This window comes from Actinoplanes sp. NPDC049548, from assembly GCF_040676695.1.
In the GTDB taxonomy this organism is placed as follows: domain Bacteria; phylum Actinomycetota; class Actinomycetes; order Mycobacteriales; family Micromonosporaceae; genus Actinoplanes.
In genome coordinates this window covers 121484-145939 of record NZ_JBFAPM010000016.1, presented here as the reverse complement: position 1 = coordinate 145939, position 24456 = coordinate 121484, and the positions used below count along the sequence as shown (strand labels likewise).

Here is a 24456-nt window from a genome sequence, read left to right as displayed (position 1 = left end):
CCACAGGATCGTCACCCAGCCGGACTGTTTCACGCGCTCACGATACCGGCCGTTCTCAACACCAGACGCTGTGGTACGTGGCGCTGGTCGTCTTGTCGTTGGCGGCGTCGCCCACGTTCGCGGCGGCGGAGTTGGGGGCGATGACCATGAGCTTCTGGCCTCCGTAGCCGTCGTGCTCGAACAGGCACCACTGCATGCCCGTGTGGTTGCTGAAGGAGGTCGTCTTGTCGTTGAACCACGAGCCGATGTTCGTGGTGCTGGAGGTGAGGATCATGACGTTCCCGCCCCAGGACGTGTGCTCGTACAGGCAGAGCACGTTGGCCGGGCAGTCGGCCGCCTGCGCCGGCCAGGCCTGCGCCACCGCGGCGCCGGTCGCGGCCAGCATCACCGCCATCGAGAGCGCGATCTTGTTCCTGGTTCGCATCGGATTTCCTCTCGGTCAGAGTCTCGGGGATGCGTATCCAACGGGCCGACGCCGGGCCGGGTTCACGCTCGAGCGGGCGGGCAGCACGCTGGACACCAGGGCCAGCAGCAGGCAGAGCCCGATGGTCAGCGCCATGGTGGACCAGGGCAGGTTCAGGCTGACGTCGGTGCCCAGCTGTGCGGAGAGCCCGGACCGGATGCCCAGCAGGGCGACCAGCGCGACGCCGAGCCCCAGCGCTGCGCCGATGCCGGCCGAGAGGGTGGACTCCGCCGCGACGATGCCCAGCACCTGCCGCGGGGTGGCGCCCGAGAGCCGCAGCACGGCGAGGTCGGGCGCCCGGTCCGCGGTCGCCATCAGCATCGTGGTGGCGATCGCGAGGCAGGTGTATCCGAGCGACGTCCCGATGAGGACCAGCAGGAAGATCTGGACCAGGCGGTCGTCATGGGCGTCCGTGCGCTCGGCGTACTCCCGGGCGCTCATCGCCTCGGCTCCCAGCGTGGCGGGCACGTCGGGCCGTTTCGCGCCGGCGACGAAGACGACCTGGGTGAGCGCGTCCGGTGCGTGCCGGCGGACGGTACGGCGGGGGAGCAGCACGCTCGCCGAGGACGAGTCGTCGGTGATCACGGTGGCCACCCGTACCGTCCCGGTGGTGCCGTCCTCGAACGTGACCGGCACCGGGCGGCCGGGGGTCCAGCCCAGCCACGCCGATGTGGAGGCGCGGACGATCATCGTGTCGTCGTCGAGCCCGTCCAGCGAGCCGGTCACGACGGTCATCCGCTCGCGGGCCCTGGCAAACGCCGCGTCGCTCATGCCGACCGCGCCGATGTGCCGGCCGTCGCCCGCGTACAGCTCGGTGGGCAGCAACGACGCTCCGGAGGGGACGGCCTCGACCGCGGCGTCCGACAGCCCCGGTGTGTCCCGCGGGGTGACCACGGAGGTGGCCTGCTGGGACACCGTCTCCTCCAGCGCGTAGCCGCGGGCCCGGATCTGGAACATTCCGGCGATCAGGACCGCGAAACCCACCGTCACGAGGACGGGCGCGGCCGTGGACGCGGTACGCCGTACCGATGTCAGCGCGCTCTCCCGGGCAACCAGGCCGGTCGCGCCGCGCAGCCGGCCCAGCGGCCACCAGGCGGCCCTGACGGCGAGCGGGATCACCGCCGGCGCGGCCAGCGTCAGCCCCACGATGAGGGCCATCGCCGCGTACAGGACATTGTTGATCATCCGGTCGGGGTCGCCGGTCGCCGCGACGAGCACGAGGGCCAGGCCGAGCGTGGTGCAGCCGATCGCGCCGATCCAGCGGGTGCGCGTCATCGGCCGCTTCTCCAGCGCTGCCTCCCGCAGCGCTTCCAGCGGGGCGATGCGGGCTGCCCGGCGCGACGCGGCCCGGACCCCGGCCAGGGCCACCACGAGACCCAGAACGAACGAGCCGATCAACGGCGGCGGCTGCAGCCGGACCGTGAACCCTTCCGGTTCCAGGCCGCCGGAGACCAGCAGGCGCGCGAGCATCGGAGCGAGCACGATGCCCAGGACCACGCCGGCGACGGCCGCGGTCACGCCGACCGCGAGGGCCTCGCCGTGGATCATCCGGCGGATCTGCCGCGGGGTCGCGCCGATCGTGCGGAGCAGCCCGAGCTCCCGGCGCCGCTGGACGATGCCGAACGCGAAGGTCGAGGCCACGACGAAGATCGACACGAACGTCGTCAGGCCGGCCATGGCGGTCAGGATCTGCATGCCGATCCACCGGGTCTCCGCGGCGAAGGTGGCCTCCAGCCGGGTGAGCGCGTTCCCGGTGAGGACCTCGCCGGCGCTGCCGACGACACCGGCGGCCGCGGAGGCCACGGCTGCGGGGCCGGCGCCCGGCTCGGTGATCAGGCCGATGATCCGTACGCCCGGAGCCAGCCGCTCGGCGGTGCCCTCGGACAGGTAGAACGCGGTCGAGTCCACGGTTCCCGAGACGGTGTAGACAGCCGGCCCGTCGGCGGTCAGCAGGGTTACGCGGGAGCCGGGCTGCACGCCGAGGGCGGAGGGCACGACCGCCTGGCTGGCGCCCTCCGGTGCCGCACCCGCCGTGAGCTCGTCGGGGCCCAGGGCGGCGGCCGACCAGGGGTGGCCGCGAAGGTCCGCACCGGGGTTGCCGACCGGCTGGCCGCCCACGACCGCCTGGACGTAGAAGGAGCGGTCCGGCACCGCGGACGCCACGCCCGGCACCGACGTCAGTGCGGTGACCAGCTCCCGCGTCCGGGCGGGCGGCCAGGGCAGGGTGTCGGTGAACGTGCCGTCCGACTGGTCGACGGCGGGGCTCTGCACCACCACCCGGACGCCGGCGTACCGCTGCGGCGTCGCCGGTCGGGCCGAGGTGAGCACCAGTGCGGTCATGCACAGGATGGTGACGCCGAGGAACAGGGCGGTGAACGTACCGAGGAACGACGCCCAGCGCCGGCGTACGGTCGCGAGGCTCAGCACGGGCCCGCCTCGTCGACGACGCGCCCGTCGGCGAGCAGCAGCACGCGGTCCGCGTAGGCCGCCGCGGCCGGGTCGTGGGTGACCATGACGACGGTCTGGTGGTGCCGGTCGACGATGCCTCGCAGCAGGGCGAGCACGTCCCGCGACGTTTCCGTGTCGAGCGCGCCCGTCGGCTCGTCGGCGAAGAGCACCGCGGGACGGGTGACCAGGGCCCGCGCGATCGCAACGCGCTGCTGCTCGCCGCCGGACAGCTCGCTCGGCCGGTGGGTGGCGCGATGGCCGAGCCCCACCTCGGCGAGCGCCGCCCGCAGCTGCTCGCGGCCGGGCCGCCGGCCCGCCAGCCGCAGCGGCAGGGCGATGTTCTGTTCCGCCGTGAGCGCGGAGACGAGGTTGAAGGCCTGGAAGACGAATCCGACGCGGTCCCGGCGTACCAGGGTCAGCGCGGTCTCGCCGAGGCCGCCGAGCTCGGTGCCGTCGATCTCGACCGTGCCGTCGCTGACCCGGTCCAGTCCGGCCGCGCAGTGCAGCAACGTCGACTTGCCGGAGCCCGAGGGCCCCATGACGGCGGTGAAGGTGCCACGGGTGAAGGTCGTGGTGACGTTGTCGAGGGCGGTGACGGTCTGCGGACCCGAGCCGTACCGCTTCGTCGCGGACGACAGCCGCACGACGTCAGGGGAATTCTTCATGGTTCCAGCGAAACGTGCCGGAGGACCTCGCCGCAGGGGCGTTGAGGGGAGACCCGGGGTAGACCTAGCACCACTGCGGGCCTCCCGTACGAGGCTCTACGGTCGGTGGGTGATCGCGCGCAACACGCTGGATGCCTTGGCTCAACGCCCGTTGAGGTTCCTCGTGTCCGGGTGGCCGTGGCGGTCTGCCGGCTACCTGCTGACGAGCGCGGCGATCGGCGCCGGCGCGGGCCTGCACGCCTGGGCGTTTGCCCGGGTGTGGGGTGGTCCGGGTCCGTCGGCCGCCGCGCTTCTGCTGGTGCCGCTGCTCGGGACGGCGTGGGTGGTGTCGGCGTACGAACGCCTTCGCCTGCCGCTGGTGATGGACCGGGCGACGTTGCTGCGGTCCCGGGGAACGCTCCGCGAGATCGCGTACGGCCTGGTCGCCGTCCTGCTGCTGTGGTGGATCGACCTGGGCGTGCTCGGCGTCGCGGCCGGCCTGCCGCTCTTCCTGATGGCGGCACCCCTGCAGCCCACCGCGAACGCCGCCGTCGCGTGGTCACTCGCGGTCCTCGGCGTCGTGCTGCTGCCGATCGCGGCCTATCCGGTCGCCACGTGGGCGGGGGTCCGCGCCGCCATGGCCCGGGCGGTGCTCATGCCCGGCGACAGCGAGCTGCACCGGGTCATCGAGTCGCGCGCCCGGCTGGTGGACGCGTTCGAGGTGGAACGCCGTCGCATCGAACGCGACCTGCACGACGGCGCCCAGCAGCGGCTGGTGACGCTCGCGATGAGGCTGGGACTGACCGGACTGGACCTCCCGCCGGAGTCGAAGGCCGCCCGCGAGGTCCGCGAGGCGCGCGACCAGGTCCGGCTGGCACTGGCCGAGATCCGCGAGCTCATCCACGACATCCATCCCCGGGTGCTCACCGACGTGGGCCTGGAGGCGGCGGTCCGCGACGTCGCCGGCCGGTCGATGGTGCCGGTCGACGTGGACGTCGTCCTGCCGGTGCGGCTCTCCACCCAGGTGGAGACCACGGCGTACTTCGCCGTCTGCGAGGCGCTGGCGAACGTCAGTAAACACAGCGGGGCCGCTTCGGCGGGTGTACGCGGCCGGCTCGTCGATGGGCGCCTCGTGATGGAGATACGCGACGACGGCACCGGTGGCGCGGACGCGGATGCCGGTGGCACAGGCCTGGTCGGCATCGCGGACCGTCTCGCCGTCGTCGACGGCCGGATGGAGCTGCATTCGCCCGCCGGCGGACCGACCGTTCTGCGGATGGAGATTCCGTGCGACCCCTGAGACTGGTCATCGCCGAGGACTCGGTTCTGCTGCGCGAGGGGCTTGCCGGCCTGCTGGAGCGCTTCGGGCACGAGGTCCTCGCCGCAGTCGGTGACGCGACCTCGCTCGTCGCCGCCGTCGCGGATCACCGTCCGGATGCGATCGTCGTCGACGTCCGTATGCCGCCCGGCAACACCGACGACGGGCTGCGGGCGGCGCACGCGTTGCGTTCGGCGTACCCGGATCTGGCCGTGCTGGTCCTGAGCCAGTACGTCTCCCAGGGGTACGCGTCGGAGCTGATCGCCTCCAGCGCCTCCGGGGCGGGCCTGGGTTATCTGCTCAAGGACCGGATCGCTGAGGTCGAGGAGTTCATCACCGCTCTCGACGACGTCGCGGGCGGTGGCACCGTGGTCGACCCGGAGGTGGTGCGGCAGCTGCTCAGCCGCCGGCACGCGCCGATGCAGCGGCTGAGCCCGAAGGAGCGGGAGGTGCTGCAGCTGATCGCCGAGGGCCGGTCGAACGCCGCCATCGCCCGGCGGCTGGTCGTCACCGAGGCCACCGTCTCGAAACGGATCGCGGCGATCTTCACCAAGCTGGACCTCGCTCAGGCCCCCGATGACCACCGCCGGGTGCTGGCCGTGCTGGCCTACCTCGGATCATGACGCGTACGGGTGCCCTCTATGGTGGGTCGATGGCGTCGGTCAGGCAGTTCCAGGTCACCTTCGACTGTGCGGATCCCGGGCGTGTGGCCCGGTTCTGGGCTGAGGTCTTGGGGTACGTCGTACCGCCGGACCAGGACTCCTCGTTCGCCTGCACCGACCCGACGGGCGTGGGCCCGCGGCTGTACTTCCAGCGCGTACCCGAAGGCAAGGTCGTCAAGAACCGGGTGCATCTCGACGTGCGGGTCGGCACCGGGCTCGTGGGTGAGGAGCGCCTGGCCGTCCTCGAGGCCGAATGCGCGCGCCTGGTCGCGCTCGGGGCGACGCGCGGGCCGCTGCTGCTCGCCGACGAGGAGAACGAGTCGTGCCAGGTGATGCAGGACGTCGAGGGCAACGAGTTCTGCCTCGACTGAGGGGCATGTCAGCCGCGGCCGCGGACGAGGGGCAGGAAGACCTCGTCCACGATCTCGACCAGCACCTCGTCGGGGACCGACGGGATGCCCCGCATCGCGTACTCGGCGCGCAGCAGCATCATCGGCGTGGTCGCCACCCGGGGGTGTGAGGCCGCCGGGGGCGCCTCGCCGCGGGCGGCGGCCCGTTCGAGCATCGCCAGCCAGGCGCGGTCCATGGTGTCCGCGCCCGAGCGTTCCCGCATGAGGGTGAGGAGCTCCGGGTCGTCGGCCGCGGCGGCGAGCAGACCGCGCAGCACCGCTCCGTGCGGCGAGGACCAGGTCTCGTTCGCGCGCCGCAGCATCTCCAGCGCGTCGCCGCGCAGGGTGCCGGTGTCCGGGTTCGGCATCACCGCGTCGGACAGGTGGCGGTACGCCGCGACGCCCAGCGCCGCCCGATGCGGCCAGCGCCGGTAGATGGCGTTCTTGTTCGTGCCGGCCCGGGCGGCGACCCGGTCCATGGTCATCTTCGCGTAGCCGTTCTGCCGCAGCTCCTCCGCCGCCGCGTGCAGGATCGCGCGTTCCAGCTCCTCGCCCCGGCGCCTCGTGCTCATGGCTTGCAGGGTACTGGACGTACCTTGTAGGGTACGGGGCGTACCTTACGGACGGGGGAGGCTTCCCATGCGCGTCTTCGGCATGAACTACGACACCGGCTTCGTGAGCGCCGGTTCCACGACCCACGAACCCTTCGACCCCGACACCGTGCGGCGGGACCTGCGTGTCATCCGCGACGAGCTGCACTGCGACGCGGTACGCATCACCGGCGGTGTCCAGGACCGGCTCGAGCTCACCGCACACCTCGCGGCCGAAGCCGGGCTGGAGGTGTGGTGCTGCCCGTTCACCAACGGCCTCGACCGCGACGAGCTCCTGGCGTTCCTCCTCGACGGTGCCGAGCGGGCCGAGCGGCTGCGGCGCAGCGGAGCCTCGGTCGTCTACCTCACCGGTTCCGAGATCTCTCTGTTCACCGACGGCTTCCTGCCCGGGCGCGACCTGACCGAGCGCATGGCGCTGGTCACCGATCCGCTGCGGATACGCGAAGCAGTCCCGGCCGCCCGCGCCGCGGTGCGCGACTTCTTCGCCGAGGCGGTGCCCGCGGTGCGGGAGCGGTTCGGCGGCCCGGTCGGCTACGCGTCGATCCCGCTCGAGGGCGTCGACTGGGCGGCGTTCGACATCATCGCCAGTGACGCCGGCTACCGTGACGCCACCAACGCCGCGACGTTCCCGCAGACCCTGGCGGCGGCGGTCGGCCAGGGCAAGCCGTACGCGGCGACCGAGTTCGGCTGTTGCACGTTCCGCGGCGCCGCCGACGTCGCGGGCGGAACCGAGCCGGTGACGTTCGACGAGCACGGCCGCGCCGCCAAGCTCACCGCGGCGCTGGAGCGTGACGAGGAGGGCCAGGCCCGCTATCTCGTGGACCTGCTGCGCGACTACGAGAGCGGCGGGGCCGAGGCGGCGTTCGTGTACACGTTCGCGAACCGTCATCTGCCGACCACCGGCGACCCGGAGCGCGACTTCGACCTGGCCGCGCGCGGGATCGTCCGGGTGCTGCCGGACGGTTCCTGGACGCCCAAGGCCGCCTTCCACGCTGTCGCCGCGTACGGTCGCTCGCGGGCTACGTCCGCCTGACGGGACGACTTCGTGAAGGCCGGGTGCGCCACCGCCGCGCCGGTGGGAGCCTGACGTACCGGTCCTTCCGGGTCCACCGCCAGATCCCGCGGGCGGCCACCGCCGACGGGATGGCGCCGACCAGGGTGAGCGCCAGACCCAGGAGCAGGGTGAAGAACCGATCGCGGAGGAGATCGCCGTCCACCGCGGGCAGCTGCTGAGCGGGGGCGGCCACCGGAGCAACGGGTACGGTCACCGCCGCCTGCCCTCGCTTCTCCCGGACGAGCAGGGGCAGCGCGAGTGCCGCGCGTACCGTGTGGACGCTCGGCCGCCAGTCGATGTCGTCCTCGTCGAAGCCGATGGCGGCGAGGTCCGCGGTGCTCGGTGCGTCGGCGCCGAGCCCGCCCGATCGAACGCGGACCTTCGTGTGATGGCCGCCGCCACGCCCGCTCCACCTCCGGATGCCGACCTGAACCTCGGCCCAACGCGGACAGCTCGGCGCGCCGGATGCTCGGATCGTGGCGCCGAGGTTGGAGCCGCCCGTCTCCCTGGGTGCCTTGTAGGTGGCCTTGTCCTCGGAGGAGAACCAGCCGTAGCAGACGCCGTCCGCCGTCGAGGCGCGCGAGAGCTCCGCGACGGCGGCCGCCACCTGATCGTCGTCCGGTGGACCGAACGGATCGGGATGGTCGGAGGTGGTCAGCTCGATGCGGCCGAGGACGTACCCGAAACCGCTCAGTCCGCCTACGCACGTGGCGACGAGGATCAGCGCCAGCAGAGCACCGAACAGCGAACCCCGGCCGGACTCCCGCCGATGCGTGCGTGGGATGCGGCTCATCGCTCGGCCTCCCACACCGGATCCGGCCCGGGTGGCTCGGGCCATCGGCGCCACGGCCCCTCGAGGACAGACCGGTAGCGCGGGTACGCCGTCGACGTGGCCTCGACGAGGATCAGCGTGCCACCACCGGCCAGCGGCCGGATCACCACCGTGTCGTCCGCATAGCGCAGGTACACCCCGCTCGCATCGACGTGCCGGGCGGCGGGCCGCCACGCATCGATCACTTCGGCGGTCACCCGGCTCACCGGCTCGGTGGCGACGAAGGCGCGCGCCTGCCCGTCGATGTCACGGGCCGGATCCCGGCGGTAGCGATCGACGACCAGCCCGGCCGGGGACCCGCCGCCGGCCAGCAGCGCCGCCCCGGTGAGGACGAGGCCCGCAAGAAGCCCTGCGAAGGCGAGCGCATACAGACCGAGACGCACTTTCCGGGACACCGCTCCATGGTCGGGCCCGGCGTATCCCGCCGGCATCCGTGCGTGCACGGATCTTCCGTGCTCCGGGCTTGCATCCGGTACCGCGGTACGGGCTTACCGTCGATCGGACAAGCCACCGACTCCCCGGAGGAACCGCATGGGCCAGCCCGTCGACAACGCACCACCACGGCGTACCAGGATCACCGGAGGTCTCGCCGCGCTGGCGTGCGCGGCCTGCTGCGCGCTGCCGGTTCTCATCGCCGCCGGTGTGCTGACCGGCGCGGGCGCCGCGATGGTCCGCCAGACGCTCCTCGCCGTCGCGGCGGGCCTGGCCGTCCTCGCTCTGGGCATGTGGTGGCTGCACCGGCGCGGCTCGGCTCGGCGTGGGACAAGGACGGAATGCGGCTGCGGCTGCGGCTGACGGCTTGTCACAGCAGGGCGAGATGCTCCGATACGACGGTGGGGTCCGCGGTCGGCGGTTCCGTGTCCCCGGGAAGGACGACGATGGCGTCCAGCCCTGCCGTGGTGCGCGGTTGCAGCCGGGCGTGGCCACCTCCCGCCTCGGCGAGCTTGCGGACCAGCGGCAGGCCGAGGCCGGTGCCGTCGTTGGCGCTGCCGGGCGCCCGCCAGAACGGGTCCATGGCCCGGCGGCACTGTTCGGCGCTCAGGCCGGGGCCGTCGTCGCTCACCTGGATGCGTACCGTCGGATCGGCGCCGGTCTCCGGCAGCCAGCTGATGGCGACGGTGCCGCCGGGTGGGGTCGCGCGGAGCGCGTTGGAGAGCAGGTTGTCGAGGATCTGGTCGACGGCCGTGGGCAGCGTCCAGACGTGCGCGGCAGGACCGGAGGCGGTGAGCCGGACGGCTCGGCGGGTGGCCAGAGGTGTCCAGAAGTCGATGCGTTGCGCGACCGCCGACCGCAGGTCGATGCGCTCGCGCGGCAGGGTGGTCTGCTCGCAGCGGGCCATCACCAGCAGCGCCTCGACCATCTGGGCGAGCCGGTCGGTCTCCACCAGCGCCGCCCGCAGGTTCTTGTCCCCGGCCGGGGCGATGTCGGGCTCCAGGTTCTCCAGCCGCAGCCGCAGCGCGGCCAGCGGCGTCTTCAGCTGGTGCGAGGCGTGCCCGATGAAGGACCGCTGGGAGGCGATCAGGTCGCGCAGACGTTCGGCGGTGGCGGCGAACGTCGCCGCGAGCCGGCGCAGCTCCGGAGGCCCGTCGGTGACGCAGATCGGCGGCGGGGTCGTGGTGTCGTCGGCGAGGCTGCGGGTCGCCTGCTCCAGCGCCCGGACCGGGCGGCTGATCCACCGGGCCAGCGCGACGGCGATCAGGGCCGCGGCGGCGAGGGCGAGCAGGCCGACCGTCGCCAGGATGAGCCACACCTGGTGGACCCGCTGGTCGACGAAGGTGGACGGGACGGTGACGCGGATCGCGCCCTGCGGCACCAGGCCGGGGTGAACGGTCACCGCCACCGACATCATGCGCCCGGTGCCCGAGCCGGTTATCCGCGAGCTGACCCGTCCCCGTCCGCGCAGCACGGCACGGATGTCGGCGTCCTCGGCGGCGCCGTCCGACGGCAGCGTGGTCACCAGCATCCTGCCGAGGCCGTCGACGATCTCCACGCGGCCGCCCAGCCGCTGCGCGGTCGCCTGGGCCAGCGCGTCGACGTGGGGCAGGTCGTGCCGGTGCAGGTCGGCGTCCACCACCACGGCCAGCACCTCGGCGTCGTGCTCCAGCTGGGACAACGCCTGGTGCTGTTCGCTGCGCTGCTGCAGCAGACCGAGCGGTACCTCCAGGCCCAGGACGATCAGGAGCGCGAAGGTCAGGTACGTCAGCAGCAGCCGGTGGGTCATGCGATGCGCCCCGCGTAGGTGCGGCGGCCCACGGCGCGGATCCGGGCGACCAGCTCCCGCACGCTGAACGGCTTCGCCAGATAGTCGTCCGCGCCCAGCTCCAGCCCGACCACCCGGTCCGTCTCGTCGCCGCGGGCGGTCAACATGATCACGGGTACGTCGTGGGCCGAGCGCAGCTCGCGGCACACCTGCAGCCCGTCCATGTCCGGCAGCCCCAGGTCCAGGAGCACGAGCGCCGCCGGTGGGGCCGCGAGCGCCGCCGCCCCGGTGGACACCCGGTCCACGCGGATGCCGTACCGGGCCAGACCGTCGATCAGCGGCTCGGCGATCGCGTCGTCGTCCTCCACCAGCAGCACCCGGTCCCGCACCGCCCCGGCGCCGGCCGCCAGCGCGGCAGCGACCGTCGTCTCCAGGGCCGCGGGAGTCAGCTGCGTGCTCACCACCCGCCGGCCGCCGGGCACGACGGGATCGCAGACCACGATCGGGATGTCGGCGGTGGCCGGCTGGGCGTCCATCGCCTCGCACACCTGCGCCACGCTGAGGCCGGGGACCCGGCCGTCCACGATCAGCAGATCGGCGGTCCCGTCCGCCACTTCCGCCACAGCCGTCGCAGCATCACCGAAGACCAGGTACGTGTGACCGGCCCGCTGCAAGGTCTGCTCGGCCACGTGCCGCCTCTGCGAGGTCGCGAATACGGCAACAACGAACGCCATGAGTGTCAGCCCTTCACCGGCGGTGATCCGAGGTGGCCCACCTTCTCGCTTCGTGCTTTGGGACGGCTGAGCGCCGGCTGAGAGGTCTACCCGTCGGCGATGTCGCGCTGTTCGAGGGGCTCGTTGGCCGGGCCTTGGAGGACGGCGCCGTCGATGCCGAACCGGGAGCCGTGGCAGGGGCACTCCCAGGCCCGCTCGGCGTCGTTGAAGTGGACGATGCAGCCGAGGTGCGTGCATCGGGCCGAGACGGCGTGGATCTGACCGGTGTCGTCGCGGTAGGCCGCGCACTGCCGTCCGCGTACCCGGACGACGGCGCCGGTGCCCGGCTCGATGTCGTCGACCGAGTCGGCGTGGGACGGCCGGACCCGGTCACCGACGAAATGGCCGGCCACCTTGGCCTGCAGTTTCAGCATCGAGGCCGCCTCGCGCACCGGGTGGAGCCGGCGAGGGTCGTACAGGCCGGCCCAGGGTGGTTCGGCTCCGGTGATGCAGGCGGCGAGCAGCTGGCCGGTCAGGACGCCGGTGCTCATTCCCCAGCCGCCGAAGCCCGTGGCGACGTGGACCCGGTCCGTGCCGGGATGGAAACGACCGATGAAGGGCACCTGGTCGGTCGTGGTGTTGTCCTGGGTCGCCCAGCGGTAGGCGATCTCCGTGCCGGGGAAGCGCTGCCGGGTCCACTCGGCGAGGCGCTGCCAATGGTCGGTGACGTCTCCGCTGCCGGGCGTGAAGTGCTCACCGGTGACGATGAGCAGGCGGCGGCCGTCGCCGTACGGGGCGGTGCGGACCGATCGGGTGTTCTGCTCGGGGGTGAGGTACACGCCGCCGGGGTCCTTGTCGGCCGGAATCGCCGCGGCGACCACCAGCTCACGCCGTGGCTCGAGGCGGGCGAACAGCAGCGCGCGGTCGAAGACCGGGTAGTGGGTGGCGACGACGACCTGCAGGGCGGTGATCGTGTGCCCACCCTCGGTGGTCACCGTGCACGGGTCTCCTTCGCCGAGCCCGGTCGCGCGGGTCCGCTCGAAGATGTGCCCGCCGCGGCGGGTGAGGTCCTCCGCGAGGGCGAGCAGGTACTTGCGGGGATGGAACTGGGCCTGGTCCTCGACCCGGACGGCGCCGGCGACCGGGAACGGCAGGCCCGTCTCCGTGACGAACGAGGCGGCCAGCCCGGCCTCGGCGGCGGCCTCGGCCTCGGCGCGGATCCGGTCCAGGCCGCCGGGGGACTCGGCGTACGTGAACGCGGGCACCCGTTCCAGGTCGCAGTCGATCGCCAGCCGCGCGGTCACCGCGGCGACCCGCTCGACCGCCGCCTGCTGGGACTCGGCGTAGAGCCGTGCCGCCTCCGGACCGGACGAGGAGCGGATCTTCTGGTAGATCAGCGTATGCAGCACCGACAGTTTCGCCGTGGTGTACCCGGTGACGCCCGCCGCGATCCGGTCCGCCTCCACCAGCGCCACGGTGAGCCCGGCCTCGGTGAGCTCCCACGCGGTGCAGAGTCCGGCGATGCCGCCGCCGACGACGGCCACGTCGACGTCGAGACCGGAGGTCAGCGCCGGGTAGGCGGTCGCCGAGGCGGTCTCCATCCAGTACGAGTCGTCGGTTCCCGGCAGCGTGAACGAGTCGGCCACGAGGCGCTCCTAACGGTGTCGTCAGCTCGGGGACCGGCGCGTACCCGGACATCGGGCGGGCAAACAGGTCTACCGCCGGCCCAGGTACTGCAGCAGGAGCGCCTCGGCGAGGCAGGTCCGGGTGAAGTCGGCGAGATGCAGGCTCTCGTTCGGCCCGTGGGCGGCGCAGAACGGGTCCTCGATGCCGGTGACCAGGATCGCCGCGTCGGGGAACCGGGCCTGCAGCAGCGCCACGCAGGGAATCGAGCCGCCGATACCGACCTCGACCGGGGCGGTGCCGTCCCAGGCGTCGCTGAGGGCGGCACGCGCCGCGTCGTACACCGGACCGGTCGCATCGATGACGCACGGTGCCCCGCCGCTCTCGAGCGTCACGGTCAGTCGCGCTCCCCACGGCACATGCTTCTCGAGGTGGGCGCGGACGGCCGCGTACGCGGAGGAGGGGTCGTCGCCGGGCGCCAGCCGTACGCTGATCTTGGCCGTTGCCGAGGACACCAGGGCGTTGGGCGCCGCACCGGTGGCTGGTGCGTCGATACCGAGCACCGCGATGGCGGGCTTGGTCCACAGCCGGTCGGCGAGCCGGCCGCGACCGGTCAGCCGAACGCCGTGCAGGACCCCGGCCTCACGACGGAAACGGTCCTCCGGATACTCCACTGTGGTGGCCTCGCGGCCGGCGAGGCCCTCGACGGCCACCTCGCCGTCGTCGTCGTGCAGGCTGCCGAGGAGGCGGGCCAGCACGAGGAGCGCATCCGGCACCGGGCCGCCGAACATGCCGCTGTGCACGGCGCTGTCCAGGGTCCGGACCTCGGCGAAGCAGCTGACCATGCCGCGCAGTGACGTCGTCAGGGCCGGCCGGCCGATCTCCCAGTTGTCGGAGTCGGCGACGACGATCACGTCGGCGCGCAGCCGGTCCGCGTGCTCCGTGAGGATCCGGTCCAGGGACTGCGAGCCGTACTCCTCCTCGCCCTCGATGAGCACGACGACGCCGACGGCAAGGTCGTCGCCCAGGGCCCGCAGAGCCGCGACATGGGCCATCACGCCGGCCTTGTCGTCCGCGGCGCCCCGGCCGTAGAGCCGTCCGTCGCGCTCGACCGGTGCGAACGGGTCGCCGTCCCAGAGGGCGGGGTCGCCGGCCGGCTGGACGTCGTGGTGGGCGTACAGCAGCACGGTGGGCGCGCCGGGCGGTGCCGGCCGGTGCGCGATGACCGCGGGCTGGCCGCCGGAGCGTACGACGCCCACGTCGAGTCCGCAGCCGCTCAGCAGCTCGGCGACGGCCGCCGCGGACCGCTCGACCGCTGAGTGGTCGAAGCCATCGAACGCGATGCCCGGGATGCGGATCAGGCGTTCCAGGTCGGCGCGGACTCCCGGCATCACCCGCTCGACCGCCGCGCGCACATCCATCCCAGCCGGCATGGCCCCTCAGTCCCGTACGCAGAACTCGTTGCCGTCCGGATCCGAGAGCACGACCGCGCCGTCCCGGCCGGCCGGCGGTCGGCCGGCCCCCAGGGCGATCAGCCCGTCGACGGTCGCCGGCAGGTCGCCGGTGACCGGGACGAGCTCGAAGCGCTGGCGGTTCGGCTCCTCCCTCGGGGCTACGGGCGGGCCGCCCCAGGCGACCTTCGTGCCGCCGAGCGGTGACTGGACGGCGGTCTCCCCGTCCTGGTCCCACACCAACGGCCAGCCCAGCACCTCGCTCCAGAACAGGCCGACGTCCCGGGTGCCGTCACACGCGACCTCACCGAGGAAGCCGCACCCGGCGAGGTAGGCGTTGTCCGGCTCGATCACGCAGAACTCGTAGCCCGCGGGGTCGGCCAGGACGATGTGCCCCTCCTCGGGGCGCTGCCCGACGTCGAGATGGCGGCCGCCGAGCTTCAGCGCCGTCGCCACCGTGCGCTGCTGGTCGTCGAGGTCGCTGCTGGTCAGGTGCAGGTGCATGCGGTTCGCTCCGAGGCGTCCCGCGCGGCCGGGGACGAACCGGAGACCGAGCTGGGTGTCCGTGCCCGGCAGAAGGACGCCGGAGGCGTTCTCCACGATGTCCCGGCGGAGCAGTCCGGCCCAGAACTCGGCCGCACGCATCGGGTCTTGCGTCTCGGTCCTCACTGCCAGCAGTCGCGCACGCATCGTCAGACAATACGCGTGCGGACAATGGGCAGACGCGGGAACGCTCCCAGGTAAGACCGAGGATTCCGTCTATTCCCCGACTCTCGCGCCCGTAAAAGTCCTATATCGCGGACTTGCCTGTAGCTATCGACTGAGACGCTCGACACAAACCCGTCGATGTGCGGTGGATCAGCAAAACAGAGATTGTCTCGCTTCTGGAGTTTGACTACCCTGCAACAGCCCGAGGCGGGATCGAGACATGCTCATGCTTGGGTGAACGACAGGTAACTCACGGGGGAATGGCACGGTGCTGCACAAATACATTCTTGAAAGTAAGAGCGCATGATCGCGCTGCGTCTGTACCGGCTGCTTCCCAAGACGCATCGCCTGCGGCTGATCGAGCTGCTGCCGCCGCATCGCCAGCTGTGGCTGGTCCGCCGGCTCACCCGGCAGCGGCCGCTGCCCACACCGGCCAAGGCCGGCGAGCTCGTCAAGGTGCGGGACAACGGCCGCACCCTGCGTGCCCGCGTCGTGCCCGACATGACGCCCGCCGCCGCGTGGCAGCGCAATCTCGACGCGGTCACCGCGGTCCTCGACCGAGCCGGCATCGACTACTTCTGCGTCCGTCCACTGAAGGACGTGCACAGCGCGGTGGCGGTGCACCGCCGCGACCGCGAGCGGACCCTGGCGGCATTGCGGGCGGACCCCGAGCTTGCGGGAGCCGAGATCTGCCCCGGTGAGGTGGGGGACGAGGGTTTCCGCGCGACCCGGAACGGCAAGACAGGCGTCCAGGTGTACTTCGCGATCACCAGCCCGTACGGCACCACCGTCCTCGGCCGGGGCTCGGCGTGCGAGATCGAGTTCTGGCACACCGTGAAGGGCAAGGACGGCGCTCCCGACGTCATCGCCTCGCCGCGCCGGAACCGGGTGGGCAGCACGCTGCCCGCGGAGGGGGAGCACCGCCTGGCCCCGCCGACCGCTCTCAGCTCCGTCATGCCGCTGTCGGACACCGTGGCGCGTTACCGGACCCGTTCGGAGTTCGCGGAGGTTCCCGCCGAGGACGTCCGGTTCCCGATCGACATCGTCTACACGTGGGTCGACGGCAGCGACCCCGACTGGCTGCAGCGCAAGAACGCCTCCCTCGCGGCCGTCGGCGAGCAGCAGATCAACACCATCGCCACGAACGCGTCGCGCTTCATCAGCCGGGACGAGCTGAAGTACTCGCTGCGGTCGATCGTCGCGTACGCGCCCTGGGTGCGCCGCATCTTCCTGGTGACCGACGACCAGATGCCGCCGTGGCTGGACCACACCGATCCCCGGCTCACCGTGGTCAGCCACCGGGAGCTGTTCGGCGACACCGGTGTGCTGCCCACGTTCAACTCGCACGCGATCGAGTCCCGGCTGCACCGCATCCCCGGCCTCGCGGAGCACTTCATCTACTTCAACGACGACATGTTCCTCGGGCGTCCGGTGCCGCCCAGCGCGTTCTTCCACGCCAACGGCATCGCCAAGTTCTTCCCGTCGTCGGCGCAGCTGGAGGCCGGCGCGGCCAGTGTCTTCGACGCCCCGGTCACGGCGGCCGGCAAGAACAACCGCCGGCACATCCTGGAACGCTTCGGGCGCACCATCACGCAGAAGATGCAGCACGTGCCGTACCCGTTGCAGAAGAGCGTGCTCGAGGAGATCGAGCGGGTCCTGCCGGCCGAGGTGCGGCAGACCTCGGAACATCCGTTCCGGCACCCGGGCGACCTGTCGATCCCCTCCTCCCTGCAGCACTACTGGGCGTTCCTGACCCAGCGGGCGGTGCCGGGATCCATCAAGTACACGTACGCGGACCTGGCGCACGCCTCGACGCCCGTCCAGCTGGCGTTCCTGCTGTCGCGCCGGCACTGCGACGTGTTCTGCCTCAACGACACCGACTCGGCGGTCGTCGCGCACAGCGAGCAGGCCGCGATGCTGGCAGACTTCCTTCCCCAGTACTTCCCGTTCCGCTCGCCGTTCGAGCTGCCCGACGACGTCGCCGCGCAACGGGCGGCGTCCAGCGCGACCGCACTGGCCCGGGCGGCGCAGGCGGCCCGGCCGTCGGTTCCCAGCCAGCGCATCGCGCTGCCCGACACGCGGACGGGTGGCCGGCGTGCCTGAGGTGAACGTGGCGGACAGGGTGGAGCTGCCCATCCACCTGATGCCGCGGACCGTGCATGTGCATCCCGGGCTGACCCCGCTTGCCGCGCGGGCCCTGAACCATGCCGCGGTGGCGCAGGCCCTGACGGCCGCGGGCATCGACCACTTCACCGTGCGCGGTCTCGACGACCGGAACCCCGTGATCGGCGTACGCGCGACCGACCGTTCCGCGGTCCTGGCCACGCTGGCGGAACTGGGCCGCGCGACGGCGGCGTACCTGGCGCCGGTGCTGCCCAAGCCGGCCGTTCGCGACCTGCTGTCCGACGCCGCCGACGACGGCGCCTGGGCGGGCGTGGCCGACGCCAAGGTCCTGCGCCTGGTGTGGTTCCGCACCGATCCCACGCACAGCCTGATCTTCGGGCGTGAGTACGGCTGCGACATCGAGTTCTGGGGCCTGGGCCGCGACCGGCAGCGCATCTGGGCGCCGCGACCCAACCGCGTGACCCGGATGCTGCCCGCCGACGGCGAACCGGTCGAGGCCCCGGCGGAGCAGTTCACCCGGCTGGCCGGGCGGCCGGGCGGCGCCACGCGGGTACGCACCCGCCGCGAGATGACCCCGGCGCTGCCGGACGACGTCACCTTCCCGATCGACGTGGTCTACACCTGGGTCGACGGCACGGACCCGGTGTGGCAGCAGAAGCGCGCGGGCGTGACCGGCGAGTCGTACCACGCCGAGTCGGCGAGCGCCGCCCGCTTCCTCAGCCGCGACGAGCTGCGCTACTCGTTGCGGTCGATCCACGCCAACGCGCCCTGGGTCCGCAACGTCTACATCGTCACCGACGAGCAGACGCCGCCGTGGCTGGACACGAGCCGCCCCAACCTTCGGGTGGTCAGTCACAAGGAGATCTTCGGCGACGCCGGTGTGCTGCCGGTCTTCAACTCGCACGCCATCGAGAGCCAGCTGCACCACATCGACGGCATGGCCGAGCACTTCCTGTACTTCAACGACGACATGTTCATCGGCCGGCCCCTTGCACCGCAGGCCTTCTTCCTGGCCAACGGGTTGTCGAAGTTCTTCCTCTCGCAGGGGCGGGTGCCGATCGGCCCGATCACCGCGGAGGACACCCCGGTCGACGCCGCGCACAAGAACAACCGCCGCCTCCTCGAGGGCAGGTTCGGCCCGACCAGCGTCCAGGTGTTCCAGCACGTGCCGTACGCGCTGCGGCGCAGCATCATGACGGAGATCGAGACGGAGTTCGCCGACGAGTACGCCGCCACGATGGCGTCGAGGTTCCGCAGCACGACGGACCTGTCCCCGGTCTCGAACCTGTATCACTACTACGCGTTCCTCAGCGGCCGTGCCGTGCCGGGCACGGTGAAGTACGGCTACATCCAGCTCGCCGTGCCGGACCTCGCCGCACGGTTGGCGCGTGCCCTGGACCGCCGCGACTGGGACGCCTTCTGCCTCAACGACGCCTACTCGACCGAGGAGGAGCTCGAGTCCCAGGCCACCATCCTGCGGCCGTTCCTGGAGAGCTACTTCCCGGTGCCCAGCCCGTACGAGAAGTGAGGGGCGAGATGCGCATCTCCATCCTCGTCCACAACGTCTACGGCGTCGGTGGCACCAACCGCACGGTCATCAACCTGGCGACCGAGCTGTCGCGGCGGCACGACGTGGAGATCGTGTCGATCCTGCGCCGCCTCGACAGCCCGATGCTGGACGTCCCGGCGCGCGTCACCGTCACCGGGCTGGTCGATCTGCGCAAGGGGTCCGCTGACCTGAAGGATCCCCGCCATCGCGAAGTGTCGAAACTGGTGCCGCGGGAGGAGGAGTTCTTCCGCTTCTACAGCCGGCTCACCGACGAGCGCGTCTCCGAGTATCTGAGCCGTACCCCGTACGACGTGGTCGTAGGCACGCGTTCCGCCCTCAACCTGTACGTGGCCAAGCTGGGCCGGGCGACCAGCGTCCGCATCGCTCAGGAGCACATGACCCAGGACATGATCCCGGCGTCCGTGCACGAGGAGATGCGCCTGCACTATCCCGAGCTCTCCGCCGTCACGACTGTCACCGAGGCGGACGCGGCTGCGGTGCGCACCGCGCTGGGGGCGGCCGGCCCCACCGTCGTGGCCGTCCCGAACAGCGTCCCGCGGCCCGAGGTCGCGCCGGCCGACGGCGCCAGCAAGATCGTCGTGGCGGCCGGCCGGCTCGACCCGATCAAGCGCTACGACCTTCTGGTACGCGCCTTCGCGAAGGTCGTCACCGAGCGCCCGGACTGGACGCTGCGCATCTACGGCAGCGGCGGCCAGTCCACCCCGCTCGGCATCCTCATCGCCGACCTGGGCCTGCAGAACCACGTCTTCCGGATGGGCAGCTACACCCCGCTCGACGCGGAATGGGTGAAGGGATCGATCGCCGCGGTCACGTCGGACAAGGAGTCGTTCGGCATGACGATCGTCGAGGCGATGCGCTGCGGGCTGCCCGTGGTCAGCACCCGGTGCCCGGTGGGTCCGCAGGAGATCATCCAGGACGGGGTGGACGGCCTGCTCGTGCCGATGGGTGACGTCGACGCCATCGCCGGGGCCCTGCTGCGGCTGATGAACGACCAGGAGCTGAGAACCGAGCTGGGGAGAGCCGCGCTGGAGAATTCCGCCCGCTACGACCCGGTGTCCATCTCGGCCCGGTACGAGCAGCTGTTCGAGCAGTGCCGGGCGAACGGGCCTCGGCGGACGCGCGTGGCGCGGCTCCGGATGCCGACAGGCCGGGCGCTGATGCGCCGGCTGTCCGATGCCGGCGCCGGTCTCCGGCGGAACCCCGCACCGGTGGGGCATGTCCGGACGCAGGACGGGCGGGCCGTCGTCATGGTGCCCGGCGACGGACTGCCCCGTCACATGAGCCATCTGCTCTGCCGGCCACGCCGGATCGAGGGCGTCCGCAAGGCGGTCAAGCTGTCGTTCGACGGCGGCCCGCAGCAGTGGCAGGCCGCCTTCCCCACCGGTTCGGGCGTCTTCGCCGAAGGCCGCTGGGACCTGTTCGCCGTGGACCGCCGGAACCGGACGTACCGGCTCCGTGCGGGTGTCCTCGACGTCCGGGACCTCATCGGCGGCGCGTTCGAAGCGCCGTTCGCCCGTAACGTTCCCTATCGGACGGCGGACGGCTACCTCGCCGTGGCCGCCTGGCAGCGCCCCGAGCACGCCGAGCTCGGCTCCCTCTGGTTCGGGTCCCGGGCGATCACGGTGACGGGCCGGCTGACCGGCGGGGACTTCGGCGAACACGCGCCGGTCCTGACGCTGAGCCGGCGCGAGGTCCCGGGCGAGCTCGTCGTCCCCGGTGTCAGCACCGATCCGGGACACTTCCGTTTCGAGGTGCCGGTCGAGCGCCTGGCCGCCCTGCGCATCCGCCGGTACGAGGACTGGGACGCCGCGGTGAGCCGAGGTCCGGACGGCGAGCCCGTACCGGTCGCACGGCTGATGGACGACATCGTGGAGCGCAAGCGGATCCACGCCTTCACGTCGGTGCTCGTCCCGGACGACCAGCCGGTCGACTGGTACGAGGAGACGCCCTCGGCCGAGATCCGCGTGCGTCCCTACCTGACCGTGCAGAGCGGCCTGTCGTTCGTCGTGACCGACCGCCCGGCCTGACCGCCGCCGGGCCGGCCGGTCACACCGTCGTCCACGGACCGAACCGGCTCGAGGGGTCCGCCTCGCTCTGGCGGCGGACATGCAGGCGCCCGTCGAGCCCGATCACGGCCAGCACCGCCCGCCCCGTGACATCGGCGGCGAGGGCGGGACCACCGCTGATCATCCCCGGCAGCGGCCGCCAGGAAGCGCCGTCGGGGGAGGCCGGCGGAACGGACACCCGTACCGTCCACGAGCCGTCCCGCTGCGCCATCACGAGGTCGGCGGCGCCGGCGTCACTGCGGCCCAGCACGGCGACCGGTCCCACCCCGTCCGTATCGCCGAGATCGCGCGAGCGTCCCGGCCAGGTGCCGGGAACCGCGTGCTCGCGGTAGGCCTGGACCCGCCCGGTCTCGTCCTTGCCGACGCCGTCACCCGGCCGGAATCCCCGGCGGAAGAAGAGGCACGCCCGATCGCCGGCGGTGAAAGCGACGTGCAGTCCGCCGCTGGCCACCGGCGCGGTCTTGAGCGAGTCGTCCGGCTCCAGCGGACCACCGTGCTTCTGCTGCCGCCAGTGCATCACCGAGTGCTTGCCCGCGGCGAACACTCGGACCAGTCCGTCCTCTGTGGTGGCCGCCGCCGCGACGTCCTGCAGCAGAATGCCCCCGAGCGACTCCCACGGTTGCCATTCACCGCCCGCCTGACGCCGGAAGGCCATCCGGCCCGAGAACCCGCGCGCGAAGACCCACAGGTCACCGTCGCCGTCCACCGTCGCCGCCGGAGCGCCGACCTCCCGCTGCCGGCGCCGGTCGAAGTGTGCTGTGTCCGGGCCGGCGAGCGACTGCCATCCGGACAACCGGCCTGTCCCGTCCACGGTGAAGTGCCCGAGCTCGACCTCGGCGGAGGTCCGCACATCGGTGCGGCGCATCGCCACCACGTGCACGGGTCCCGTACGCCCGGCCGCTACCGCCGGGTGCGGCATGAACCCGGACTCGGCGCTGAGATGCGGTCCCTGCCACCGATCCGACCCGGGCGCCGACTCGTGCCACACCGCCAGCCGGTCGCCGAGCACCGCGAACGCCGCCAGCGCGCCGGAGGGCAGCCGCGTCAGCCAGGTCGACCGGGGGACGTAGCGCTCGGCCATCGAGTACATGTGGCTGCTGCGGTACGGGTCGGTGCCCAGCTGGTAGTCGCCGTGGCCGTACGGCAGCTCGGGCTTGGGCTCGCCGTCCGCCCCGGCGTAGGTCGCCAGGTACTGCGCCTTCTCGTCGTGCGAGCGCGGCGAGAGGTTGGCGGGCCAATAGCGGTTCGCGTACGCCCGGTAATACTCCACCACCGGCGGCGCGGACGAGGTCCGGCTCACCGCGCTCACGGCCTCGATGGCGAACCGGGCGGTCGCGGTGTGATCGGCGTGGTCCGAGACGACGAAGTCCTCGCGACCCCAGTCGTGCTCCGGGTCGGGGTCCATCGTCCGGATCACGGCCGGCCGGTGCGCCTCGATCACGTCGACCAGCGACGCCACGAGCAGGCACCGGGTGACCAGCTGGGGGTCCGCGGGCGTGTCGAGGGCGGCCATCGTGAAGAGCCGGTCCATCGTCCCGTCGTACAGGGGAAGCAGTGACGTGCGCCGCTTGCCGTCGATCTCACGATGCGCGGCGTTGAAGAAGTAGAGCACCACCTCCGGCCGTGCCTCGAGATGCGCCCGCGCGACCGCCAGTCCTGAGGCGAGCGTCACGAGCTCCTGCTTCCAGGGGCTCGCCACGGGCAGGCCGGCCATCCGCGCGTACGCCCGGCGCAGGCCCACCTGCCGCGCGGTCGCATAGCCGGCGTGGTCCACCGGCGTCTCGTTGCGACCCGGATCGTTCGTGTCGACGTTCCGGCCGTCCCCCTCCGCCGACGTGAGCACGACGCCGACCACGGGCACGCCGGCGCCGATCGCCACGCTGATGCCGGGATTGAGGAAGTAGAGGTCGTCGTCCGGATGGGCGACGATGCTCATCACCGTGCCGGGCTCCCAGCCCTCCTCCGGCTGCTCGAGCGTGCGCCCGGCCATCCGGCGAATGCGCTCGGTGAAGCTCGTCAACTCGTCACCCCGTTCCGACGTGCAGATCTCCACCAACCTAGCGGCCCCGGTCAAATGTCGATCTTGACAGTACGGCCGGAATGCGGAGGTTTATCGACCTTCATCCTGGCAACGACATCGAGACCTCTCAATGTCGCGGGGTTTCACGGTCATGTCGTCGCTGAAGGTGGTGGGGGAATGAACCTGCAGACCGGCCAACTCGAACGGGCCGCCTCGGGCGGACTCTCGGAGGTCGTCGGGATGATCCTGGACAAGGGCGTCGTGGTCGACGCGTTCGCGCGGGTCTCGTTGGTCGGCATCGAGGTGCTGACCGTGGAGGCCAAGATCGTGGTGTCCAGCATCGACACGTATCTCCGGTACGCCGACGCGATCGCGCAGCTCGACGGCGCCCGTCCGGCGGCGCCGGGTATCGCCGGGATCGTCGAAGGCGTGGCGGGCGGCCTGAGCACGGCGGCCATCGCGGTGCAGCAGGCGGCGGGTGCGGCCGGGAATGCCGCCGAGTCCGTCGTCGGACTCGTCGCCGCCGCCGAGGAGCCGGCCCCGGAGGGACTGCGATGAGCACGGCGACCGTCAACGGCTGGTATCTCTACGGCATCGTCCCCTCGGCGGCCCGCCTGCCCGCCTCCCTGCTCGGCGTCGGCGCGGCCGCTCCGCACACGGTGACCCACGGCGCGATCGCCGCCGTGGTCAGCCGGGTGGATCAGCCCCGGGCTCTCGGCAGCCGCCGTGACCTGCTCGCGCACGCCCGGATCCTCGACGAGCTGGCCGGGTCCACGTCCGTGCTGCCGGCGCGCTTCGGCACGGTCTTCGACGAGCCCGAGGCCATCGTCTCGCACCTGCTGGAACCACGCCGGGAGTCGTTCTCGGACGCCCTCGCCCGGCTCGCCGGCCTGGTGCAGTTCACCGTGTCCGTGCGCCACGTCTCCGCGGTCGTGCTGAGGGAGATCCTGGATGCGGAACCCGAGATCGCCCGGCTTCGCGATCTGGTCCGGGCCGGTGCCGGGCGGCCGGAGGTACGGGTACGCCTCGGCGAGCTGGTCGCCGGCGCGGTCGCGCGTACCCGGGCCGAGGACGCGCGGCACCTCCACGCGGTGCTGGAGCCGTACCGGGAGGCGGCAGTCGATCGCCCGGTGACCGGCGGCGAGCCGGCCGTGACGGCGGCGTTCCTGGTGCAGCGGCACGGCCGGGCACGGTTCGAGATGGCCGTCGCCCAGCTGGCCGCGGAATGGGCCGGGCGGACCCGGGTACGGCTGCTCGGACCGCTCGCCCCGTACGACTTCGCCGGCGCGGTGCTGGAAGGAGCGCAGTGATGGGGCTGCTCACCTTGCCGCTGGCGCCGCTGCACGGGCTGGTGTGGCTGGCCCGGATCCTCGCCGACCAGGCGGCGGCCGAGTGCGACCCGGCGGTGGCGATCCGCGGACGGCTGGCCGAGGCGGAGCAGGCCCTGGCCGCCGGGCTCATCACCGAGGACGAGTGCGCGGCCGTCCAGGACGAGCTCCTGGAACGGCTGCTGCAGCTGACGAAGGCGCCGGTCGCCGGCGCGCCGGGGGAGTGAACCGC

Annotated in this window: 22 protein-coding genes and 1 pseudogene; 11 read left to right on the top strand and 12 right to left on the bottom strand. The window is 72.3% G+C overall.

All coding sequences use genetic code 11. The features are described from left to right. Positions 1-55: 55 nt before the first annotated feature. Genes AB0J80_RS27635 through AB0J80_RS27625 form a run of 3 tightly spaced genes read right to left on the bottom strand, consistent with a single transcriptional unit; the run spans position 56 to position 3576 of the window. Positions 56-424, bottom strand: a complete 369-nt coding sequence (locus tag AB0J80_RS27635) for a peptidase inhibitor family I36 protein (protein WP_364710434.1) — start codon at positions 422-424, stop codon at positions 56-58. Positions 425-439: 15 nt separating this feature from the next. Then, on the bottom strand, positions 440-2890 hold the full coding sequence (locus tag AB0J80_RS27630) for an ABC transporter permease (RefSeq protein ID WP_364710431.1): 2451 nt from the start codon (positions 2888-2890) through the stop codon (positions 440-442). Continuing rightward, positions 2884-3576, bottom strand: a complete 693-nt coding sequence (locus AB0J80_RS27625) for an ABC transporter ATP-binding protein (RefSeq protein WP_364710429.1) — start codon at positions 3574-3576, stop codon at positions 2884-2886. The genes AB0J80_RS27630 and AB0J80_RS27625 overlap by 7 nt, the downstream gene beginning before the upstream one ends. 109 nt (positions 3577-3685) lie before the next feature. Between AB0J80_RS27625 and AB0J80_RS27620 the strand changes: the two genes are divergently transcribed. From AB0J80_RS27620 to AB0J80_RS27610, 3 genes are read left to right on the top strand one after another with little or no spacing between them, the layout of a single operon-like run. Then, positions 3686-4855 carry a histidine kinase gene (locus AB0J80_RS27620; RefSeq protein ID WP_364710426.1) on the top strand — a complete coding sequence of 390 codons (1170 nt, stop codon included), beginning with the start codon at positions 3686-3688 and terminating at the stop codon, positions 4853-4855. Then, positions 4843-5496 (top strand): response regulator transcription factor, encoded by a 654-nt coding sequence (locus AB0J80_RS27615; protein ID WP_364710423.1) that lies wholly within the window; start codon positions 4843-4845, stop codon positions 5494-5496. The genes AB0J80_RS27620 and AB0J80_RS27615 overlap by 13 nt, the downstream gene beginning before the upstream one ends. 29 nt (positions 5497-5525) lie before the next feature. Then, the gene (locus AB0J80_RS27610) at positions 5526-5906 is read left to right on the top strand and encodes a VOC family protein (protein WP_364710420.1); all 381 of its coding nucleotides are present in this window, start codon (positions 5526-5528) and stop codon (positions 5904-5906) included. 8 nt (positions 5907-5914) lie between these two features. On the opposite strand, the gene AB0J80_RS27605 is transcribed toward AB0J80_RS27610, so the two are convergent. Then, positions 5915-6496 carry a TetR/AcrR family transcriptional regulator gene (locus tag AB0J80_RS27605; protein WP_364710417.1) on the bottom strand — a complete coding sequence of 194 codons (582 nt, stop codon included), beginning with the start codon at positions 6494-6496 and terminating at the stop codon, positions 5915-5917. Positions 6497-6563: 67 nt separating this feature from the next. Here AB0J80_RS27605 and AB0J80_RS27600 point away from each other — a divergent pair, with 67 nt between their 5' ends. After that, entirely contained in the window at positions 6564-7568 is a 1005-nt protein-coding gene (locus tag AB0J80_RS27600; RefSeq protein WP_364710414.1) for a hypothetical protein, read from the top strand. Here AB0J80_RS27600 and AB0J80_RS27595 read toward each other — a convergent pair. Continuing rightward, positions 7555-8382: a hypothetical protein gene (locus AB0J80_RS27595; RefSeq protein ID WP_364710412.1), complete on the bottom strand. Its 828-nt coding sequence runs from the start codon at positions 8380-8382 to the stop codon at positions 7555-7557. The two genes, AB0J80_RS27600 and AB0J80_RS27595, sit on opposite strands and share 14 nt — an antisense overlap. Continuing rightward, positions 8379-8816 (bottom strand): DUF4247 domain-containing protein, encoded by a 438-nt coding sequence (locus AB0J80_RS27590; protein WP_364710410.1) that lies wholly within the window; start codon positions 8814-8816, stop codon positions 8379-8381. Before AB0J80_RS27590 ends, AB0J80_RS27595 begins: the two co-directional genes overlap by 4 nt. A gap of 136 nt (positions 8817-8952) precedes the next feature. Here AB0J80_RS27590 and AB0J80_RS27585 point away from each other — a divergent pair, with 136 nt between their 5' ends. Next, positions 8953-9216, top strand: coding sequence for a hypothetical protein (locus tag AB0J80_RS27585; protein ID WP_364710407.1), 264 nt, complete (start codon positions 8953-8955; stop codon positions 9214-9216). Between the two features lie 7 nt (positions 9217-9223). Here the strand turns inward: AB0J80_RS27585 and AB0J80_RS27580 are convergent, their stop codons facing one another. The 5 genes from AB0J80_RS27580 to AB0J80_RS27560 form a co-directional block, all read right to left on the bottom strand. Beyond that, on the bottom strand, positions 9224-10642 hold the full coding sequence (locus AB0J80_RS27580) for a HAMP domain-containing sensor histidine kinase (RefSeq protein ID WP_364710405.1): 1419 nt from the start codon (positions 10640-10642) through the stop codon (positions 9224-9226). After that, positions 10639-11355: a response regulator gene (locus tag AB0J80_RS27575; protein ID WP_364710402.1), complete on the bottom strand. Its 717-nt coding sequence runs from the start codon at positions 11353-11355 to the stop codon at positions 10639-10641. The genes AB0J80_RS27580 and AB0J80_RS27575 overlap by 4 nt, the downstream gene beginning before the upstream one ends. Before the next feature lie 86 nt (positions 11356-11441). After that, the gene (locus tag AB0J80_RS27570) at positions 11442-12980 is read right to left on the bottom strand and encodes an FAD-dependent oxidoreductase (protein ID WP_364710400.1); all 1539 of its coding nucleotides are present in this window, start codon (positions 12978-12980) and stop codon (positions 11442-11444) included. 69 nt (positions 12981-13049) lie between these two features. After that, on the bottom strand, positions 13050-14378 hold the full coding sequence (locus tag AB0J80_RS27565; RefSeq protein ID WP_364710397.1) for a dipeptidase: 1329 nt from the start codon (positions 14376-14378) through the stop codon (positions 13050-13052). Between the two features lie 18 nt (positions 14379-14396). Beyond that, positions 14397-15098 carry a VOC family protein gene (locus tag AB0J80_RS27560; RefSeq protein ID WP_364710394.1) on the bottom strand — a complete coding sequence of 234 codons (702 nt, stop codon included), beginning with the start codon at positions 15096-15098 and terminating at the stop codon, positions 14397-14399. Between the two features lie 321 nt (positions 15099-15419). Here AB0J80_RS27560 and AB0J80_RS27555 point away from each other — a divergent pair, with 321 nt between their 5' ends. Genes AB0J80_RS27555 through AB0J80_RS27545 form a run of 3 tightly spaced genes read left to right on the top strand, consistent with a single transcriptional unit; the run spans position 15420 to position 20837 of the window. Then, positions 15420-17219, top strand: coding sequence for a stealth family protein (locus AB0J80_RS27555; RefSeq protein WP_364710391.1), 1800 nt, complete (start codon positions 15420-15422; stop codon positions 17217-17219). Beyond that, positions 17212-18768 carry a stealth family protein gene (locus AB0J80_RS27550; RefSeq protein ID WP_364710388.1) on the top strand — a complete coding sequence of 519 codons (1557 nt, stop codon included), beginning with the start codon at positions 17212-17214 and terminating at the stop codon, positions 18766-18768. The genes AB0J80_RS27555 and AB0J80_RS27550 overlap by 8 nt, the downstream gene beginning before the upstream one ends. An 8-nt stretch (positions 18769-18776) precedes the next feature. Further along, positions 18777-20837: a glycosyltransferase family 4 protein gene (locus AB0J80_RS27545; protein ID WP_364710385.1), complete on the top strand. Its 2061-nt coding sequence runs from the start codon at positions 18777-18779 to the stop codon at positions 20835-20837. Positions 20838-20856: 19 nt separating this feature from the next. Here the strand turns inward: AB0J80_RS27545 and AB0J80_RS27540 are convergent, their stop codons facing one another. After that, positions 20857-22896, bottom strand: a complete 2040-nt coding sequence (locus AB0J80_RS27540; RefSeq protein ID WP_364710382.1) for a PIG-L family deacetylase — start codon at positions 22894-22896, stop codon at positions 20857-20859. Between the two features lie 177 nt (positions 22897-23073). Between AB0J80_RS27540 and gvpJ the strand changes: the two are divergent. The 3 genes and pseudogenes from gvpJ to AB0J80_RS27525 all read left to right on the top strand — a co-directional run. Beyond that, positions 23074-23268: pseudogene (gene gvpJ, locus AB0J80_RS27535) on the top strand (gas vesicle protein GvpJ); the annotation flags it as partial. Between the two features lie 182 nt (positions 23269-23450). Then, positions 23451-24206: a GvpL/GvpF family gas vesicle protein gene (locus AB0J80_RS27530; RefSeq protein ID WP_364710379.1), complete on the top strand. Its 756-nt coding sequence runs from the start codon at positions 23451-23453 to the stop codon at positions 24204-24206. Beyond that, positions 24206-24451 carry a gas vesicle protein GvpG gene (locus tag AB0J80_RS27525; protein WP_364710376.1) on the top strand — a complete coding sequence of 82 codons (246 nt, stop codon included), beginning with the start codon at positions 24206-24208 and terminating at the stop codon, positions 24449-24451. The genes AB0J80_RS27530 and AB0J80_RS27525 overlap by 1 nt, the downstream gene beginning before the upstream one ends. The last annotated feature ends 5 nt before the right edge of the window (positions 24452-24456 follow it).

Coding starts and splice junctions, on each gene's coding strand:
- AB0J80_RS27545 (WP_364710385.1), top strand. CDS start 18,777: ATGCGCATCTCCATCCTCGTCCACAACGTCTACGGCGTCGGTGGCACC.
- AB0J80_RS27555 (WP_364710391.1), top strand. CDS start 15,420: ATGATCGCGCTGCGTCTGTACCGGCTGCTTCCCAAGACGCATCGCCTG.
- AB0J80_RS27560 (WP_364710394.1), bottom strand. CDS start 15,098: ATGCGTGCGCGACTGCTGGCAGTGAGGACCGAGACGCAAGACCCGATG.
- AB0J80_RS27600 (WP_364710414.1), top strand. CDS start 6,564: ATGCGCGTCTTCGGCATGAACTACGACACCGGCTTCGTGAGCGCCGGT.
- AB0J80_RS27525 (WP_364710376.1), top strand. CDS start 24,206: ATGGGGCTGCTCACCTTGCCGCTGGCGCCGCTGCACGGGCTGGTGTGG.
- AB0J80_RS27610 (WP_364710420.1), top strand. CDS start 5,526: ATGGCGTCGGTCAGGCAGTTCCAGGTCACCTTCGACTGTGCGGATCCC.
- AB0J80_RS27605 (WP_364710417.1), bottom strand. CDS start 6,496: ATGAGCACGAGGCGCCGGGGCGAGGAGCTGGAACGCGCGATCCTGCAC.
- AB0J80_RS27575 (WP_364710402.1), bottom strand. CDS start 11,355: ATGGCGTTCGTTGTTGCCGTATTCGCGACCTCGCAGAGGCGGCACGTG.
- AB0J80_RS27595 (WP_364710412.1), bottom strand. CDS start 8,382: ATGAGCCGCATCCCACGCACGCATCGGCGGGAGTCCGGCCGGGGTTCG.
- AB0J80_RS27625 (WP_364710429.1), bottom strand. CDS start 3,576: ATGAAGAATTCCCCTGACGTCGTGCGGCTGTCGTCCGCGACGAAGCGG.
- AB0J80_RS27565 (WP_364710397.1), bottom strand. CDS start 14,378: ATGGATGTGCGCGCGGCGGTCGAGCGGGTGATGCCGGGAGTCCGCGCC.
- AB0J80_RS27635 (WP_364710434.1), bottom strand. CDS start 424: ATGCGAACCAGGAACAAGATCGCGCTCTCGATGGCGGTGATGCTGGCC.
- AB0J80_RS27580 (WP_364710405.1), bottom strand. CDS start 10,642: ATGACCCACCGGCTGCTGCTGACGTACCTGACCTTCGCGCTCCTGATC.
- AB0J80_RS27530 (WP_364710379.1), top strand. CDS start 23,451: ATGAGCACGGCGACCGTCAACGGCTGGTATCTCTACGGCATCGTCCCC.
- AB0J80_RS27585 (WP_364710407.1), top strand. CDS start 8,953: ATGGGCCAGCCCGTCGACAACGCACCACCACGGCGTACCAGGATCACC.